The sequence below is a fragment of the Roseobacter sp. SK209-2-6 genome, from assembly GCF_000169455.1.
Taxonomy (GTDB): Bacteria; Pseudomonadota; Alphaproteobacteria; order Rhodobacterales; family Rhodobacteraceae; genus Pseudophaeobacter.
In genome coordinates, this window is the sequence record NZ_AAYC01000003.1 from 309,202 (window position 1) to 325,574 (window position 16,373).

The following is a 16,373-nucleotide window of genomic DNA, read 5'->3' on the forward strand; positions in this document are numbered from 1 at the left end:
CAAATCTTTTTCATCACGCTTGCGTGTGATGCGCCCCGCCAGAGTGGCTGGCGAGGCTAGGTATCCCAGGCGCTAGCGCCCGCTCTTGCGATTGCGCTTCTGGACCGCGCGAATGGTCTTTTGCAGCGCCTTGCTCTTGCCTTTGCGTTCACTCAGCGAGGCCGTGTTGAAGCTTTCTTCTGCTTTCAACTTATTCCAGCGCTGCAGCCGGGCCTCTTCCACCTCGCCGCTGGCGATAGCCGCTGCAATGGCGCAGCCCGGTTCACCTTCATGGGCGCAGTTGCGGAATTTGCATTGCCCGGCCAGCTCTTCCAGATCCGCAAACAAATCGGCAATACCGCTTTCGGCCTCGGCCATCTGCAGCTCTCGCATGCCCGGAGTGTCCAGCACAGCGCAGCCATTTGGCATGAAATGCATCTGCCGATGGCGGGTGGTGTGTCGGCCGCGCGCGTCGTCTTCACGAATTTCGCCGGTTGCTGCCCGCCCCTCTCCAAAAAGCGCATTGACCAGGGTGGATTTCCCCACCCCGGAAGAGCCGAGAAACACCAGGGTCTGTCCCGGCTTGCACCAGGGGGCCAGCTGCTCCCTGGCTTCGGGGCTTTTGGCATTAAGCAAAACCACCGGCACCCGGTCGGAGATGCTGCGCGCCTGCTCCACATAAGGGATCGGGTCGTCACAGAGGTCCGGCTTGGTCAGCAGGATCACCGGCATCACTTCGGCCTCAAAGGCCAATGCAATGAACCGCTCCAGCCGGGCCAGGTTAAAATCCTGATTGCAGGAGGTGACGATAAAGCTGGTATCGGCATTGGCTGCGATCAACTGGATTGAACGGTCATGACCCGGCGCACGGCGTTTGAACAGGCTCTTGCGCTCCAGCACTTCGCTATTGGCAGGCAGGGCCCGATTGAGGAGCAGCCAATCGCCAACCGTGGCTTCTGGCCCCGGCGGTATCAGCTCGTCTATCTCTTCGCCCTGCACCCGCAAGCCATTGCGGTGGGCAGAGGTCACCCGAACTGGCGGGGTTTCACGTAAGTCGCGGTCCAGGGTCTGATGGGCAAAGAAGTTTTGCCAGCCAAGCTGTGTCAGCGGGTCAAGCTCTGCTGCTTTTTCGGTCTGATCTCCCTCGCTCGGGAGGAATTGGGAATAATCCCGTATCATTGGTTTGAAACTTTCATGGAGTGGCCTGGGCGCGGAGCCGTAGCCAAGGAATTTCTGGATCTCGGGTGTGCAGCACATCCGTTCCCATTGGCGCTGGCCATTGGGGAAGGCTGAGATGAAACTGCTGCGGGAAGCCGCTGTCGCTTCCCCCTTTTACCGGGACATACATTCTCCATGTTTGCTCTGACAGAATAGGTGCGCGCCGCGCAACGGTCAACTCCGCCCCGTCGACACTGGCCTGAAGCAGAGGATAAAGCAGTAAAAAGACCGCCTCTCACGAGGCGGCCATTTGTCTTGTAGCGGTTGAAAACCCGGGACTCCGCCCCTTGGTTTTCACAGCACAGCACTATTTCGACCCAAGGGCGACAAGCCCTTTCAGAATGTCGATTGCATAGGCCAGCTGATAGTCTTGCTCACGCAGTTCCGCCGCTTTTTCCGCCTTTGCCCGATCCTCTTCGATCTGACGGATTTCATCCTCGGTCAGGCTGTCATTGTTCAGGCTTCCGCGCAGGTCCGCCTCGGAACGTGTACGGCGACCGTTGGCCTCCTCCTCTTCCTCGGTGGCGCGGCGGCGCGGCTGTTCGACAACGATGTCAGGAGAGACGCCAAGCGCCTGGATGGAGCGACCCGACGGGGTGTAATAGCGCGCGGTGGTGAGGCGCATTGCCCCTTCGCCACGCAGCGGCATCACCGTCTGGACCGAGCCTTTACCAAAGCTCTTGGTGCCGACGACGATGGCACGGCGGTGATCCTGCAGCGCGCCGGCGACGATTTCAGACGCAGAGGCAGAACCGCCGTTGATCAGCACCACGATGGGCTTACCCGCAGAGAGGTCACCGGGCGTGGCGTTGAAACGTTCGCCATCTTCGGGGTTGCGCCCACGGGTGGAGACGATCTCACCGCTTTCAAGGAAGCTGTCGGCCACCCGAATGGCCTGGGTCAGCAAACCGCCGGGATTGTTGCGCAGGTCCAGAACAATGCCGTTCACATTCTCGGGCCCACCCGCCTCTTCGATCTGCTTGGCCAGGCCAGATTCCAGGTTTGGCGTGGTCTGGTCGTTGAAGGTAGTGATGCGCAAGACCACGGTCTCGCCCTCGGTGCGGGCGCGCACGGCAGTCAGCTTGATGGTGTCGCGGATGATCGAGACATCAAAGGGCTCAGGCTCACCTTCGCGCACAACGGTGATTACGATCTCAGAACCCACCGGCCCACGCATCAGATCCACCGCCTCATCAAGGCTGAGGCCCAACACGCTATCCCCATCCACATGGGTGACAAAATCCCCGGCTTCGATCCCGGCTTCATCCGCTGGGGTGCCGTCGATCGGGGAGACGACTTTGACAAAGCCCTCTTCCTGGGTGACCTCGATGCCAAGACCGCCGAATTCACCACGGGTTTGCACCCGCATGCTGGCGGCATCATCCGGAGAAAGGTAGCTGGAATGTGGATCAAGCGAGGAGAGCATGCCGCCAATCGCGGCTTCGATCAGCTCTTTCTCATCTACATCTTCGACATACTGCGCGCGGATACGCTCAAAAATATCGCCAAAAAGATCCAGCTGCTCATAGACGGTCGCCTCACGCACACCTTCCTGTGCCAGCAGCGGACCCGCCACATAGGTTGTCGCCACAATCCCGGCAAGCGTACCGCCAAAAGCGGCCATGGCAAATTTTCTCATGAAACTTTCATCCACCTTTTCCGGTGCGGAACCATGTCTCAGGGTCCACCGGGCTGTTTTCCATTCTGACTTCTATATAGAGCGTTTCTGTCCGGTCAGTTCCACCCCCTTCACCGCTAAGTGACAAAATGGCACCAGCTTGCGGGGTATCTCCACCCATAAGGCCCACCGGCGTCCCCTCTGGGATCACCTGACCGGCATCGCCAAAAACCTCTGCGAGTCCTGACAGAATAAAGAGGGTCTCGGGCTGAGGTTCAAGGATCATGACATTGCCCAGGTCCAAAAGTGGCCCACGGTAGCGGATCGTTGCAGCCGTGGGAGAGGTCACCAGAGCCCGGGGACGCGCTGCGACCAACAGGCCGGGCCGGGCGATCCCGGCTGCATCCTTTTGGCCAAACCCGCGCAAAACCAGGCCTTCCAATGGCAAAGGTAGCTCACCGCGCAACGCAGAGATATCCGCCGTCGCGGGTGCGACCTCCCCGTCTATTGCGATTTCCGCCAATCCGCTGGCAAATCCCGAAAGGGTCTCGGTTGAGGAGATCAATATCGCCGTGCGTGTTGCATCTGCAGTAAAGCGGCGCGGCAAATCGGTGCGATCCGCAATCGCTTTAGACAGCGCGGTGCGGGCTTCCTGCACGCCGCTCAACCCTTTTTCCAAGGTTCCAGCAGCATTTTGCTGCAACAGGCGCAGGGACTGCACCTCTTCCAGATCCGCGCGCAGCGATTCTACGCGGGCATGCAGGCCGGGTGTGACCTCTGCCACCATCATGGCAGAGCGCGCGGCCCCCAAAGGACCCGAGGGGTGCAGCATCAGCACCGGTGGGGCGGAGGTCTCTATCGTCTGGAGAATGCCCAAGAGGTCGGCCACCTCATCCTGACGGGCATCCAATTGCGCCAGAACCTGCGCTTCGCGGCGCGCGACCTGGCGCAGGCCTTCGCGCATGGCGCCCAAGCCCGCCTCATAGGCGCGCAGGGTTTGGGTCAGGGCTTTTACCCGATCACGCGCGCTTTCGGCCTGTTCCAGCTGCACCGTTGCCTGCTCCAGCTGCGCCGCCGCTGCGATTGCGGCAGCGGCAGGGTCCTGTTCTGCCCGCAGGGGCAGCGCCAGAAGTGCAAGCACAGAGGCCGCGGCAAGGCGGCTCAACCAGGCAGGGCGCAGGATCATGTAAGCAGGCTTTCTCCGGTCATCTCTTCAGGTTTGGTCAGCCCCATCAGCTCTAGCAGAGTGGGGGCCAGATCCGCCAGACGTCCGTTGCGCAGTTTTGCACCCTCGGGCCCACCCAGCAGGGCAACGGGCACCAGATTGGTGGTATGAGCGGTATGAGCACCCCCGGTTTCTGGATCAACCATGACTTCGCAATTGCCGTGATCCGCAGTGACCAACATGGCGCCACCGGCTTTCTCCAGAGCAGCCACCACCTGCTCGAGCCCCTGATCGACCGCCTCGCAGGCCTTGATCGCGGCCTGCAGATCCCCGGTATGACCCACCATATCCGGGTTGGCATAATTGGTGACAATGAGGTCATAGCCCGCTTCGATCGCCTCGATGAATTTGCCGGTCACCTCGGGGGCCGACATTTCCGGCTGCAAATCATAAGTCGCCACCTTGGGCGACTTGGGCATAAAGCGGTCTTCGCCCTCCTCGGGCTGCTCCTTGCCGCCGTTGAGGAAGAAGGTCACATGCGGGTATTTCTCGGTCTCGGCCAGGCGGAACTGGGTTTTGCCCTGTTTCGCCACCCATTCGCCAAGAGTATTGACGATCTTCCGCTTGGGGTATGCGGTGGTCATATAGCTGCTGTGGCTTTCGGAGTATTCCACCATGCCCAGGAGGGCTGCAAGCGCGGGGCGCTTGCCGGTGTCAAACTCAGCAAATCCGGGCTCCCCGATGGCACGCAGGATCTCACGTGCCCGGTCGGCACGAAAGTTCAGACAGAAGAAACCATCGCCGTCCTTCAGGCCCTCATAGCCTTCAATCACCGAAGCGCTGATGAATTCGTCGCTTTCCGATTGGTTATAGGCATGGTCCACTGCATTGTGAGCATCGCGCACAAAGCGGCCCTCACCCTTGATCATGGCCCCATAGGCTTCGCTCACCCGCTCCCAGCGGTTGTCGCGATCCATGGCGAAATAGCGCCCAGTCACGGTGGCGATACGTGCGCCTTCGGGCAGTTTCTCGCTGAGCTCGGCAAAATAGCCAAAAGCCGATTTCGGCGCCACATCACGGCCATCGGTGACAGCATGCAGCCAGACCGGAACCCCCGCATCGGTAATGGCGCGGATGGCCGCCAGAATATGGGTGATATGGCCATGCACTCCGCCATCCGAAACAAGCCCCATCAGATGCGCGGCCCCTCCGGTTTCTTGCAGCTTTGCGATGAAGGCTTGCAGCGCCTCATTGCGGTAGAAAGAGCCATCTTCGATGGCAAGGTCGATCTGCCCCAGATCCATTGCCACCACTCGGCCTGCACCGATATTGGTATGACCCACCTCAGAGTTCCCCATTTGCCCACTTGGCAGGCCTACATCCGGCCCATGGGTGATCAGTTCTGCCACCGGACAGGTCTTGGCGATCACATCCAGCGTTGGGGTCTGTGCCAGAAAGGGGGCGTTGGCTGCACCAGGTGCCGCGCTGCCCCAGCCATCAAGTATGCATAGGACAACAGGTTTCGGGCTGGTCATATCAGGGCTCCGCAGAAGCAATTTTTCAAGGCGTTACCGCCTTCTACCCTCTTGCACCACCGGGGTGAACCGTCATTCCTGCCACAGTTGGCGTTATCATGATGCGAAACCGCGCCAGAAGTGGCCTTTGCCCAGCTTTCTGCGCATTCTCTGATCGATAATCCGAAACCCATGGCGGATGCCGTAATACAGGTGGAACAGGCGATGACCTTTGAACTCTGGCTGACCTTTGTCCTGGCCTATACCGTGATCTCGATCATTCCGGGCCCCAGTGTGATGATGGTGACGGGACAGGCCCTGTCACATGGCATGCGCGCCGCTGCCTTTTGCATCCTGGGTGAGCTGATCGGCGGCCTGTGGATAATCGCGCTTTCGCTTTTAGGGGTCGGGGCAATCCTCGCGGCCTCGGCCAACCTGTTCCAGGCGGTAAAATGGGCCGGGGTTCTTTATATGGCCTGGTTGGGCTGGCGTCAGTTGCGCGGTGCACACAAAGCATCCCACCTGTCTGAGCCACGCCAAGACATCGCCAGATCCAGCCTTCGCGCAGGCTTTCTGACCGCAATCCTGAACCCCAAAGCCCTGATCTTCTACGTCGCCTTCCTGTCCCAGTTCCTGAACCCCGGGGCCGATCTTCTGGGGCAATACCTTCTGGTCGCGGCAAGTTCCTCGGTGATTGTTGCGGGTGTTCTAGGCGCCTATGCGCTGTTGGCTGCGCGCCTGCGCCAGGGTTTCCAATCACCCGTGGCAAGGCGTCGTTTTGATCAGGCTGGCGGCAGTTGCCTCCTGGGAGGCAGCCTCTACATGGCTGTAGCCCGTTAGTCTGAACCGAGTGCTTCCAGGCTTGAAGCGGGAAACTTTCGAAAAGATCACAGCCATCGACTCGTCTGTGAATGGGCAGGAAACGGGTCGATCCCCATGGCCGTCGCGGGGGATAGAGTTTGGCAGAAACTCAGCGACGAAAAGGAAACGACATGACCCGCATTTGCGCCCTGCCTACTGAAGAGGTCCGAGCTCTACAAAACGGAGGAAAGGATGCTTATGGCAACCCTGTTGAGCGCAGCACCTCGCATGGAGGAGGTAACCCCTGCCGCCATTGCCTGACGTTTATCCCTGAAGGTGCCGAGATGTTGATCCTAGCCCATCGCCCTTTCCCCACGGCGCAGCCCTATGCGGAAACCGGGCCAATCTTTCTTTGTGCAGATCACTGCGAACGGCATGAGGGAGAGGGCCTGCCGCAGGTGCTGACAACCCCGCCAGATTTTTTGATCAAGGGCTACAGCGCTGATGACCGGATCGTCTATGGCACCGGCATTGTTATCCCTCAGTCAGAGATGATCGCCCGGGCCGAAGCCATTCTGGAGAATGACAAGGTGGCCTATGTCCATGTGCGCTCCTCCCGCAACAATTGTTATCAGGCCCGGATCGACCGCAGCTGAGGGTGAAAATGTTTCGCGCGCGAAACAATTTACCTGCCATTAGGAAAAGAAAACAAAAACCTATCCCAGCGTGCGCAGGCAACGGCGCACGCCATTCAAGAAACTGCTTGAAGCTCTAGCAGCTAGAGGCCGCATAACCCGATCTGACCCAGGAAACCCTTGTGAAAGATCGTTCATGACCATGCCCAACACGCTACTTCAGGCAAGTGCCCTGCTGAACTTCACCCATCCCGATTTAAAACGGCTCATCGCCCAGCGCGGCTGGCACGACCTTTCGCCCCATGATCGCGTTGGGGCGGCCTATGACTTCACCCGCAATGAAATCGCTTTTGGCTACAACCAAGCGGATGACATTCCGGCCTCTCAGGTGCTGGCCGATGGCTATGGGCAATGCAACACCAAAGCGACGCTGCTGATGGCGCTCTTGCGGGCCCTCGATCTTCCTTGCCGCCTGCATGGCTTCACCATTCACAAGGCACTGCAACGTGGCTTGGTGCCAGAGCTGGCCTATGCGATTGCTCCGGCGCGGATCCTGCATTCCTGGGTCGAGGTGCAGATCGGCGAGCACTGGATCAAGCTGGAAGGCTTCATTCTGGATGAGCGTTTTCTGACAGCGCTGCAGCGCGCCTTCCCGCAGGTGAACGCGCTTTGTGCCTATGGGGCGGGCACCGATTGCCTAGCAGATCCCGCTGTTGAATGGCGGGGGGAGGATACCTTTATCCAAGCAACGGGCATTGCCGAAGATCTAGGTCTCTGGGATACGCCTGATGATTTCTATGCCCATCATCAGCAGGATTTCGGCCCAGTCAAAACCCTGCTCTATCGCTATGCCCTGCGTCATTGGATGAATGGACGGGTTCGAAACATTCGCCGGGGTTACGTGCCAGCAATTCCCGGCCTGCAGCAGCCCACCCGATCAGAGGGTCTCCGCTCTGAAACGAAATCTGACGCCCTAGGCGCTCTTGCAAACCACAGTTCGCCACCGCACAGCCAAAAAGATACTTCGGGCTAAAAATCTGCTCGTGCCAGCAAGGCCTGCGTCAGAAAGCCTGACCAGTGCCTCACCCAGATTTGGTCAAGGACAGAAAGACATCTTCCAGATCAGCTTCGTTGGTCTTGACGTCCCGAATGGAAATCCCGGCGGCGTGGACGGCGGCCAGAACCTCTTCGGCACTGGTCTGGTTGCTGTGGTAGCGCAGCAAAACCGCTCCATCATCGCGCAGCTCAGAGGTGAGGCCGGTGCCCTGTGGCAGGTCCACCACCGGTGAAGCGGGGTGTACCACCATGGATTTGGCATCCAGCCGACCCAGCAGATTTGCCGTGCTGTCGCGCACCACCAGCTCCCCTTGGTTGATGATGGCAATCTCATCACACATCTCCTCGGCCTCTTCCAGGTAGTGGGTGGTGAGGATTATGGTCATGCCGTGCTGATTGAGCTTGCGGATATTGGCCCAGAGCATCTGCCGCAACTCGATGTCCACCCCGGCTGTGGGTTCATCCAGGACCAGAATATGCGGGTGATGCACCAGCGCCTTGCCCAGCAAGAGCCGCCGCCGCATACCACCAGAAAGAGTGCGCGCATAGGCATGGGCCTTATCCGTCAGCCCCACCATCTCTAGGATCTCATCACTGCGCCGCGCCAATCTTGGCACCCCATAAAGACCCGCCTGAACCTCCAACGCTCCGCGCGGGGTGAAGAACGGGTCGAGGTTCAGCTCCTGCGGCATCACGCCAATCGAGGCACGGCTTTGACGAGGGTTTGCATCCTGATCAAAGCCCCAGATCGTCACTTTGCCAGAGGTCTTCTGCACCAGCCCCGCCAGGATATTGATCATGGTAGACTTGCCTGCGCCATTGGGCCCCAAGAGCCCAAAAACAGAACCGCGCGGAATTTCCAGATCCACACCATTCAGGGCCTGTTTCTCGGGCTGGCCTTTGCCGCCCTTGTAGGTTTTGCGCAATGCTTCGATACGGATTGCCTGTTCTGTCATCGCGGCTCTTGCCCCTGGTTTTTCCTTCGCCCATACAAGGGTTCAGAAATGCGCCTAGCCTAAAACCGAGAGGACTGCCAGCGATGACCATCGAAGCGCCGGAAACCAAAATCGTAGAGAGCTATCGTGTTGCCTGCGATGGCAGCGAAGGTGCCTTGGGCCATCCGCGGGTCTACCTGCAGATCCCCGAAGGCGACGGCTTTGTCGAATGCCCCTATTGCGACTGCAAATACATCCACAAAGACTACGCAGACAAAGTGGCTGGGTGATCTACGCGCTGGCCAGAGCACTGCGCTGGCCGGTCGGGCTACTCGCGGCCTACTTTCTAGCCGCCCTCCTCGGTGCCGTTCTACCTGCCGGGCAGGAAACCACGGCACCCTGGGGTCGACCTTATCGGGTTCTACTAGCAGCTGGGCCGATACACTACGATTTTCTGATCCCTCTTGATGCGCCAACCAAGGCGTATTTCGCCCTTTTAGAGCCTGTTTTACCCGAGCTTAATCACAGTGAGGCTGCTTGGCTGGTTTTGGGCTGGGGCGCCAAAGACTTCTATACAACCAGCGGCGACTATGGCGACATCACACTCAAAGCCATCGGTCGGGGCCTCTTCGGCGACAGCTCCGTCCTTCGAGCAGATGTGCTTGGCAGGATTGATCCACATCTGGACCTGCCCGAAATCGCCTTTAGCGAAGGGGAGTATGCGGCCTTTCTGAAGGCGTTGGATGCGAGCTTTGCACGCGGTTCTGATGGGGTAATCCAAGTTTTGCAACACCCCGGGTTGACCCAGAGTGATCGCTTCTTTGAGGCACGAGGGAGATTTCACCTGTTCCGCACCTGCAACACCTGGATTGCGCGCATGATCCGGGCCTCTGGCCGCCGATTTGGGCTCTGGACCCCGACGCCCTATTCCGTCACCCTATCCCACGCGCTGTACCTGGCAGATTAGGCTCTAAATCGGGCGGTTCGAGCGAAATAGCAGAGGGCAACCATGGCACATCTATTGATTGTCTATCACTCGCGCACTGGCGGCAGCCGCCAGATGGCGGAGGCTGCGGCGGATGCCGCGCGCGAGGAAATCGAAGTTTCGCTACTAGCAGCCGCAGATGCCCAGCCAGCAGATTTGATTGCCGCCACTGGTTACATCTTCTGCGCGCCAGAGAACCTCGCCGCGCTGTCCGGCGAGATGAAAGAGTTCTTTGATCGTTGCTACTACCCTATTTTGGGGCAGATCGAAGGCCGTGCCTATGCGCAGATGATTTGCGCCGGATCTGATGGTTCGGGAGCGGCCAAACAACTGGCCCGCATCGCGACGGGTTGGCGCCTGAAAGAGGTTCAGGCACCGCTGATCCTCTGCACACATGCGCAGACACCCGAAGACATTTTGGCAGAGAAAACCATTCCAGAAAACGGGTTGAAGCACTGCCGAGATCTGGGCCAAGCAATCGGCGCCGGACTGGCATTGGGAGTGTTCTAGGCCTGCCTCAAAGCGCCTCTCTAACGCAATCTATCATTTCAGTTCGATGCCGTTCTCTGTGCAGCACATATGGAAGGATTCGATGACCTGCCCAAAAGGACATGCGCGCGCCATCTGAAAGGCGCGCCTTGCCCAGGACGGTGCCAGAGCCCTTGTGAAAATAGGAGTAGGAAATCTTGGCTTCCAACCCGTCAGAGCAGGTCAGTTCCGCTTTGCCCGTACCAATGAGGGTGCGCCACCAGCGCCCCTCACATTTTCGCCCGTTCTTGGATTGAGCTTGCACCGGGCCGCCGTCCTTTCCATAGGCCCTGCCCACAAAGAAATCAGCGCCATCCTTGGTGCAGGCGACGATTGGAACACAATAATTGTTTCTCAGTTGGCAAGGTTCTTCGGCCCAGGATGGTACTGCAAAAAGGGACAACAACAGGACAAGGGAAATACGCATCTAAAATTCTTTCGACAAACCTGCCTCAAGAAACGGGAAATTCGCGCGGTGTTAAAGAGCTTGTCCTCGATTTTCATAGAGCAGTTTCAAAAGGCGCCCAACGCCCGCCGAGGAGGCTGCTCGGCGAGCGGCATGGGTTTTCAGCGAGAAGACCTCTGAGAAAGTCTCAGATTTCGACCCGCACCTCATGCATCCACAGCTTGGCTGGGCGCGACAACATGAAGACCACCACATCTGCCAGATCCTCTGGCTCTGTGAAGATATGGTTCGGCACCTCTTCGCCTGCCTTGACAAACATGCCCGTGTTGGTGCCACTCTGATAGAGACCCGCAACGCGCACACCGCTCTCGGCCTCATCCTCTTTCAGCACATCGGTAAAACCACGCACACCGTATTTGGTCGCGGTATAGACCGACTGCCCCGCCTGTGCGACCACGCCTGACTTGGAAGAAACATTGAGGATTGCCGCCTCATCACGGCTGCGCAGGCGCGGAAGGACTGCTTTGGTCAGCTGCATCAAACCTGTGAGATTGGTCTGCACCGTGGCGATCAGCATCTCGTCAGAGATGGTGTCCAAGGGGCCCGCCTTGTGCCAGATCCCGGCATTGTTGACCAGAATATCGACCCCATCAAAATCCGCTTCGATCTCCGCCACAACGGATTGGAGTGCTGCGGCATCGGTCATATCGGCAGAATACCCCCGCGCCTTTGCTGCGCCAAGTGTTCTGGCCTCTACAGCAACGGCAGATAGGCGGGCCTCGTTGCGGCCCAGAATGGCTAGGTTGCAGCCCTCTGCGGCGAGTTTCAAACAGATGTGACGCCCAATGCCATCGCTGCCACCTGTGACAATAACGGTTTTTCCCTGAAGCTGCATTTGACCCGTCCTGTTCCAAAAAATCAGAAGACCCCGGATCTATCACAGTCAATCAGCCCCGAGAACCTGAAACCACGCGCGCCGTGGCAAAGACCTGGAAACGTAATTGCCCTTCGCCCCCGGATCACCGATAACCGGGGAAACAGAACGGAAACAAATTCCCAAGGGAGCGCGACGGGCCATGAGCGAGACAACATTCGGCAAAGGCTGCCACCTGCATCTGATCGATGGCTCCGCCTTTATCTTTCGCGCCTATCACGCACTGCCGCCGCTGACGCGCAAGTCGGACGGGTTGCCGATCGGTGCCGTAGCCGGGTTCTGCAACATGTTGTTCAAACAGGTTGAAGACAACAAAGGCCCCGATGCCCCAACCCATGTGGCGGTGATCTTTGATCACTCAGGCAAGTCGTTCCGCAATGATCTGTATGATCTCTACAAGGCCAACCGCCCGCCGGCGCCTGAAGACCTGCGCCCGCAGTTTCCACTGACCCGCGACGCCACCCGCGCCTTCAATATCGCCTGCAAAGAGGTCGAAGGCTATGAGGCCGATGATATCATCGCCACCCTCGCCCATCAGGCCCGCGCTGCTGGCGGGCGCTGCACGATTATCTCTTCGGACAAGGATCTGATGCAGCTGGTCGGCGGCGGCGTTGAGATGCTGGATGCTATGAAGAACAAGCGCATCGACACAGATGGCGTGCATGAGAAATTCGGCGTTGGTCCGGACCGGGTGGTTGATGTGCAGGCGCTTGCCGGTGATAGCGTCGACAACGTTCCCGGAGCGCCTGGTATTGGCATTAAAACAGCGGCGCTGCTGATCAATGAATACGGCTCGCTTGAGGAGCTTTTGGACCGCGCCGAAGAGATCAAACAGCCCAAGCGCCGCCAGACTCTGATCGAGAAACGCGACCAGATCGAGCTGAGCAAGCAGCTGGTGCAGCTGGACTGCGCCATGGAGCTGGACTTTACCATCGACGATCTGGAGGTGCAGGAGCCGGAGGCGGAGACCCTGCTCACCTTCCTGGCGGAAATGGAATTCCGCACCCTGACCAAACGCATGGCGGATCAACTGGGGCTGGAGGCCCCTGCGATCCCCGAAGCTCCTGCTCAGCAGGGTACGTCAACCGAGGTGACGCCTCCAGAAGCGGTGCCTTTCGATGCGGAAAAATACCAATGCGTCACCAGCGCCGAAGAGCTGGCTCCCTGGGTCGCCCAGATCCGCGAGCGGGGCTATGTGGCGGTGGACACGGAAACCACCGGCCTGGACGAAATGGTGGTGGATCTGGTCGGGATCTCGCTCTGTGTTGAACCGGGGGAAGCCTGTTACATCCCGCTGACCCATAAGGTTGGCGGCGATGATCTCTTTGGCGGTGAGGGGCTCGCTGAGGGGCAGATGCCACTGGACCAAGCGCTGGAGATGCTGAAACCCGTGCTGGAGGATCCTGCGATCCTCAAGATCGGGCAGAACATGAAATATGACGCCAAGATCCTGCATCGCTATGGCGCCGATGTCGCCCCCATCGACGACACCATGCTGATGTCATATGCGCTGCACGCTGGCCTGCATGGTCATGGGATGGATACGCTCTCGGAGCGTTACCTCGATCACAAACCGATACCGATCAAGCCGCTCCTGGGCAGCGGTAAATCCGCGATCACCTTTGACCGGGTGCCAATTGCAAATGCAGTGCCCTATGCGGCCGAGGACGCCGACATCACCCTGCGCCTGTGGCAGCTGTTCAAACCACAGCTGCATCAGGAGCAGGTGACCACGGTTTACGAAACTCTGGAGCGTCCACTGGTGCCGGTTCTGGCGCAGATGGAGCGCCATGGCATCAAGGTGGACCGCGAGGTTCTCAGCCGCATGTCCAATGCCTTTGCCCAGAAAATGGCCGGGTTAGAGTCTGAAATCCATGAGATGGCGGGCGCTGACTTCAATGTTGGCTCACCGAAGCAACTAGGTGAGATCCTCTTTGACAAGCTGGAGCTGCCCGGCGGTAAAAAGGGCAAAACCGGCGCCTATGCCACTGGGGCGGATATTCTGGAGGATCTGGCAACCGAGCACGCCCTGCCCGGATTGGTGCTGGACTGGCGCCAACTGTCAAAGCTGAAATCGACCTATACGGATGCGCTGCAGGATCACATCAATGCAGAGACCCGGCGGGTGCATACCTCTTATGCCCAGACCGGAGCCAGCACCGGACGCATGGCCTCAACCGATCCGAACCTGCAGAACATTCCGGTGCGCACAGAAGAAGGCCGCCGCATCCGCGAGGCCTTTGTGGCGGGGGAAGGCAATGTGCTTCTCTCCCTCGACTACAGCCAGATTGAGCTGCGCATCCTGGCCCATATGGCCGGGATCGACGCGCTGAAACAGGCCTTTGCCGAAGGGCAGGACATTCACGCCATGACCGCCTCGGAGATGTTTGATGTGCCCATGGCAGAGATGACGCCAGATATCCGGCGTCAGGCAAAGGCAATCAACTTTGGTGTCATCTACGGCATCTCGGGCTTTGGCCTGGCACGCAATCTGCGCATTCCCCGCAAGGAAGCGCAGGACTTTATCGACCGCTATTTCCAGCGCTTCCCCGGCATCCGCCGCTATATGGACAGCACCGTGGAATTCGCCAAGGAGCACGGTTTTGTGCAGACCCTCTTTGGGCGCAAGATCCACACGGCTGAAATCAACGCCAAGGGGCCGCGGGCGGGCTTTGCCAAACGCGCTGCGATCAATGCGCCCATCCAGGGCACTGCTGCGGATGTGATCCGCCGCGCCATGATCCGCATGCCGGGCGCCATCGCCCATCTGCCCGCGCGCATGCTCTTGCAGGTGCACGATGAATTGCTCTTCGAGGTGCCAGAAGCGGCGGTGGAAGAGACCATCGCAGTGGCCAAAGAGGTCATGGAAGGCGCAGCCAATCCAGCAGTGCATCTGGATGTGAAGCTGCTGGTTGAAGCAGGACAGGGCCAAAACTGGGCCGAAGCGCATTAACTACGCGAGCCGAGGGGCTGGCTAAGACCTGTTCAGTCTGGCAAGCGCGGCGTCCAACTGGCCATAGTCAGCAAGGCGGTTGGGCGCCTCCGGGTGGAGGTTTCCGGGGTCAAACAGCAGTGCTTTCATGCCTGCTGCGCGAGCTGCCTTCAGCCCCGCTGCGCTGTCCTCCACGACGATGCAGTCAGCGGGAAACGCCCCCATTGCCTTCGCCGCATGCCGAAACAGGCCGGGATCCGGTTTCCAACTGCCGATGTCATAAGAGCTGAAGAGACGGTCTCGGATCAGGTTTTCCAACCCGGTTTTGGCCAGAGCTGAGCGTATTTTGGCCGGCGGGCCGCTAGAGGCAATGCAGAAGGGGTGGTGCAAACCTCCCAGGGCCTGGTTGCACAGCGGTTCGCTGTCCACCAGCGTGCCGTCCAAATCAAAGAGGATGCAGGTCATGCGGTTTGCCACTCCCTGGGGTTCGCCTAGAATCAAGGGTGCCCTCCCGCCCGTCTCGCTGCAATCAAAGATTGCATCTCCCCCGTTGGGCCCAGCGCCGCACCTACGGCCCGACGCAATCCCGTTGATACTTATGTTTGGATCCACAACATTCGGGTCAAGGGCGCCGCCAGCCGTCGCGCGGCTAGCCCTTGAAGCGAAACAATGAAACACAATCTTGCCTTGGCGCATCCAGGTGCAGATCTGCACCCAGAACGCTTCGCAGTAAAGCAAAAGCGCCGAGCAAAGCTCGGCGCTGGGCCCAACTATGAGGGGCATCCTATGGATGTCCCGGAATTGGCGGGAGCCCCCTGTGACAGTTTGCTCTAGGGCAACCATCCCAGACTATCTTCGGTCCGTGGCGTGGAGGGATTTTATTCGGCACTGATCCACCCTTTGTAGCCACTGGCATCAATTGCCTCAAACAAAGCCTTGAAATCCACCGGACCCGTTCCCGGTTCGCAACGGCTTGGGGCGGCACCAATCTGAATATGAGCTGCACGCGCACCGTGTTTTTCCCAAACCCTCAGTGCATCCCCATGGATCATCTGCGCGTGATAGGCGTCATATTGCAGCCCCAGATTTGGCCGATCCACCGCATCCAGGATCTCACCAGCCAGATCAAAATCATCCAGGAAATAGCCGGGCTGATCACCAGCATTCAAAGGCTCAATTGTAAAGCGCTGCTTTGGCGCCTGATCCGCCGCCCAGCGCAGATTTTCGATGAAAGCATCAAAGGCTTCGCCCCCCTTGGCATAGCCTGCCATGATATGAATCATCTTGGCCCCCAGCACATCCGCATAGCGCAGAACCCGACGAATATCGCGCTGAAACCTGTCCTGCCCCCCCGGCACGGCGGCGTAACCCGGCGCCCCACCGGTGTAATTCGGAGGCGGTGCATTGATCAGCAAAAGCTCCATCCCGCTGCGCAGCAGCGCGCGTTGGGTCTCCTTTGCGGCTACCTCATAGGGAAACAATACTTCTACCGCTTCAAACCCTGCCGCAGCGGCTGCCGAAAACCGCTCCAGATAGGGCAGTTCCGTGAAAAGCATTGAAATATTTGCCGCAAATCTGGGCATTGGCGCAGCCTCCGTATCTTCTAAACAAAATTTAACTTTGTGAGCGACCCAGGCCAAGGGAAGAAAAGACTGCATTCTTCCTAT

At 59.0% G+C, this 16,373-nt stretch carries 16 protein-coding genes; 7 read left to right on the forward strand and 9 right to left on the reverse strand.

Annotated features, from left to right (window positions below; translation table 11 throughout):
* Positions 1-72: 72 nt before the first annotated feature.
* The 4 genes from rsgA to gpmI all read right to left on the reverse strand — a co-directional run bounded on the left by rsgA (position 73) and on the right by gpmI (position 5,515).
* Complete coding sequence (gene rsgA / locus RSK20926_RS07255) at positions 73-1,158, reverse strand: ribosome small subunit-dependent GTPase A (protein ID WP_037254131.1); 1,086 nt, start codon at positions 1,156-1,158, stop codon at positions 73-75.
* A 346-nt stretch (positions 1,159-1,504) separates the two neighbouring features.
* Positions 1,505-2,836 (reverse strand): S41 family peptidase, encoded by a 1,332-nt coding sequence (locus RSK20926_RS07260; RefSeq protein WP_037254133.1) that lies wholly within the window; start codon positions 2,834-2,836, stop codon positions 1,505-1,507.
* A 7-nt stretch (positions 2,837-2,843) separates the two neighbouring features.
* The gene (locus RSK20926_RS07265) at positions 2,844-4,001 is read right to left on the reverse strand and encodes a murein hydrolase activator EnvC family protein (RefSeq protein ID WP_008205454.1); all 1,158 of its coding nucleotides are present in this window, start codon (positions 3,999-4,001) and stop codon (positions 2,844-2,846) included.
* Complete coding sequence (gpmI, locus tag RSK20926_RS07270) at positions 3,998-5,515, reverse strand: 2,3-bisphosphoglycerate-independent phosphoglycerate mutase (RefSeq protein ID WP_008205456.1); 1,518 nt, start codon at positions 5,513-5,515, stop codon at positions 3,998-4,000. The genes RSK20926_RS07265 and gpmI overlap by 4 nt, the downstream gene beginning before the upstream one ends.
* Before the next feature lie 171 nt (positions 5,516-5,686).
* Here gpmI and RSK20926_RS07275 point away from each other — a divergent pair, with 171 nt between their 5' ends.
* The 3 genes from RSK20926_RS07275 (at position 5,687) to RSK20926_RS07285 (ending at position 7,963) form a co-directional block, all read left to right on the forward strand.
* Positions 5,687-6,334, forward strand: coding sequence for a LysE family translocator (locus RSK20926_RS07275; RefSeq protein ID WP_232281862.1), 648 nt, complete (start codon positions 5,687-5,689; stop codon positions 6,332-6,334).
* 152 nt (positions 6,335-6,486) lie between these two features.
* Entirely contained in the window at positions 6,487-6,951 is a 465-nt protein-coding gene (locus RSK20926_RS07280; RefSeq protein WP_008205458.1) for a DUF1203 domain-containing protein, read from the forward strand.
* 181 nt (positions 6,952-7,132) lie between these two features.
* Positions 7,133-7,963: a transglutaminase-like domain-containing protein gene (locus RSK20926_RS07285; RefSeq protein ID WP_198136566.1), complete on the forward strand. Its 831-nt coding sequence runs from the start codon at positions 7,133-7,135 to the stop codon at positions 7,961-7,963.
* A 49-nt stretch (positions 7,964-8,012) separates the two neighbouring features.
* Here RSK20926_RS07285 and RSK20926_RS07290 read toward each other — a convergent pair whose 3' ends face one another.
* Entirely contained in the window at positions 8,013-8,942 is a 930-nt protein-coding gene (locus RSK20926_RS07290; protein WP_008205460.1) for an ABC transporter ATP-binding protein, read from the reverse strand.
* A gap of 83 nt (positions 8,943-9,025) precedes the next feature.
* Here RSK20926_RS07290 and RSK20926_RS07295 point away from each other — a divergent pair, with 83 nt between their 5' ends.
* The 3 genes from RSK20926_RS07295 to RSK20926_RS07305 are packed head-to-tail and all read left to right on the forward strand — an operon-like array spanning position 9,026 to position 10,416.
* The gene (locus RSK20926_RS07295) at positions 9,026-9,211 is read left to right on the forward strand and encodes a zinc-finger domain-containing protein (protein ID WP_008205461.1); all 186 of its coding nucleotides are present in this window, start codon (positions 9,026-9,028) and stop codon (positions 9,209-9,211) included.
* Positions 9,208-9,888 carry a DUF2459 domain-containing protein gene (locus RSK20926_RS07300; RefSeq protein ID WP_008205462.1) on the forward strand — a complete coding sequence of 227 codons (681 nt, stop codon included), beginning with the start codon at positions 9,208-9,210 and terminating at the stop codon, positions 9,886-9,888. Before RSK20926_RS07295 ends, RSK20926_RS07300 begins: the two co-directional genes overlap by 4 nt.
* A 42-nt stretch (positions 9,889-9,930) precedes the next feature.
* A complete protein-coding gene (locus tag RSK20926_RS07305) occupies positions 9,931-10,416 on the forward strand; it encodes a flavodoxin family protein (protein ID WP_008205464.1) in 486 nt (161 codons plus the stop codon).
* A 7-nt stretch (positions 10,417-10,423) separates the two neighbouring features.
* Here RSK20926_RS07305 and RSK20926_RS07310 read toward each other — a convergent pair whose 3' ends face one another.
* Positions 10,424-10,861, reverse strand: coding sequence for a hypothetical protein (locus RSK20926_RS07310; protein ID WP_008205465.1), 438 nt, complete (start codon positions 10,859-10,861; stop codon positions 10,424-10,426).
* Between the two features lie 166 nt (positions 10,862-11,027).
* Positions 11,028-11,735, reverse strand: a complete 708-nt coding sequence (locus tag RSK20926_RS07315) for an SDR family NAD(P)-dependent oxidoreductase (protein ID WP_008205467.1) — start codon at positions 11,733-11,735, stop codon at positions 11,028-11,030.
* 181 nt (positions 11,736-11,916) lie between these two features.
* Between RSK20926_RS07315 and polA the strand changes: the two genes are divergently transcribed.
* Positions 11,917-14,727 carry a DNA polymerase I gene (gene polA / locus RSK20926_RS07320; RefSeq protein WP_008205468.1) on the forward strand — a complete coding sequence of 937 codons (2,811 nt, stop codon included), beginning with the start codon at positions 11,917-11,919 and terminating at the stop codon, positions 14,725-14,727.
* 21 nt (positions 14,728-14,748) lie between these two features.
* On the opposite strand, the gene RSK20926_RS07325 is transcribed toward polA, so the two are convergent.
* Positions 14,749-15,171 carry an HAD-IA family hydrolase gene (locus RSK20926_RS07325; RefSeq protein WP_050773050.1) on the reverse strand — a complete coding sequence of 141 codons (423 nt, stop codon included), beginning with the start codon at positions 15,169-15,171 and terminating at the stop codon, positions 14,749-14,751.
* 413 nt (positions 15,172-15,584) lie between these two features.
* The gene (locus RSK20926_RS07330) at positions 15,585-16,289 is read right to left on the reverse strand and encodes a hydroxypyruvate isomerase family protein (protein WP_008205472.1); all 705 of its coding nucleotides are present in this window, start codon (positions 16,287-16,289) and stop codon (positions 15,585-15,587) included.
* Positions 16,290-16,373: the final 84 nt, after the last annotated feature.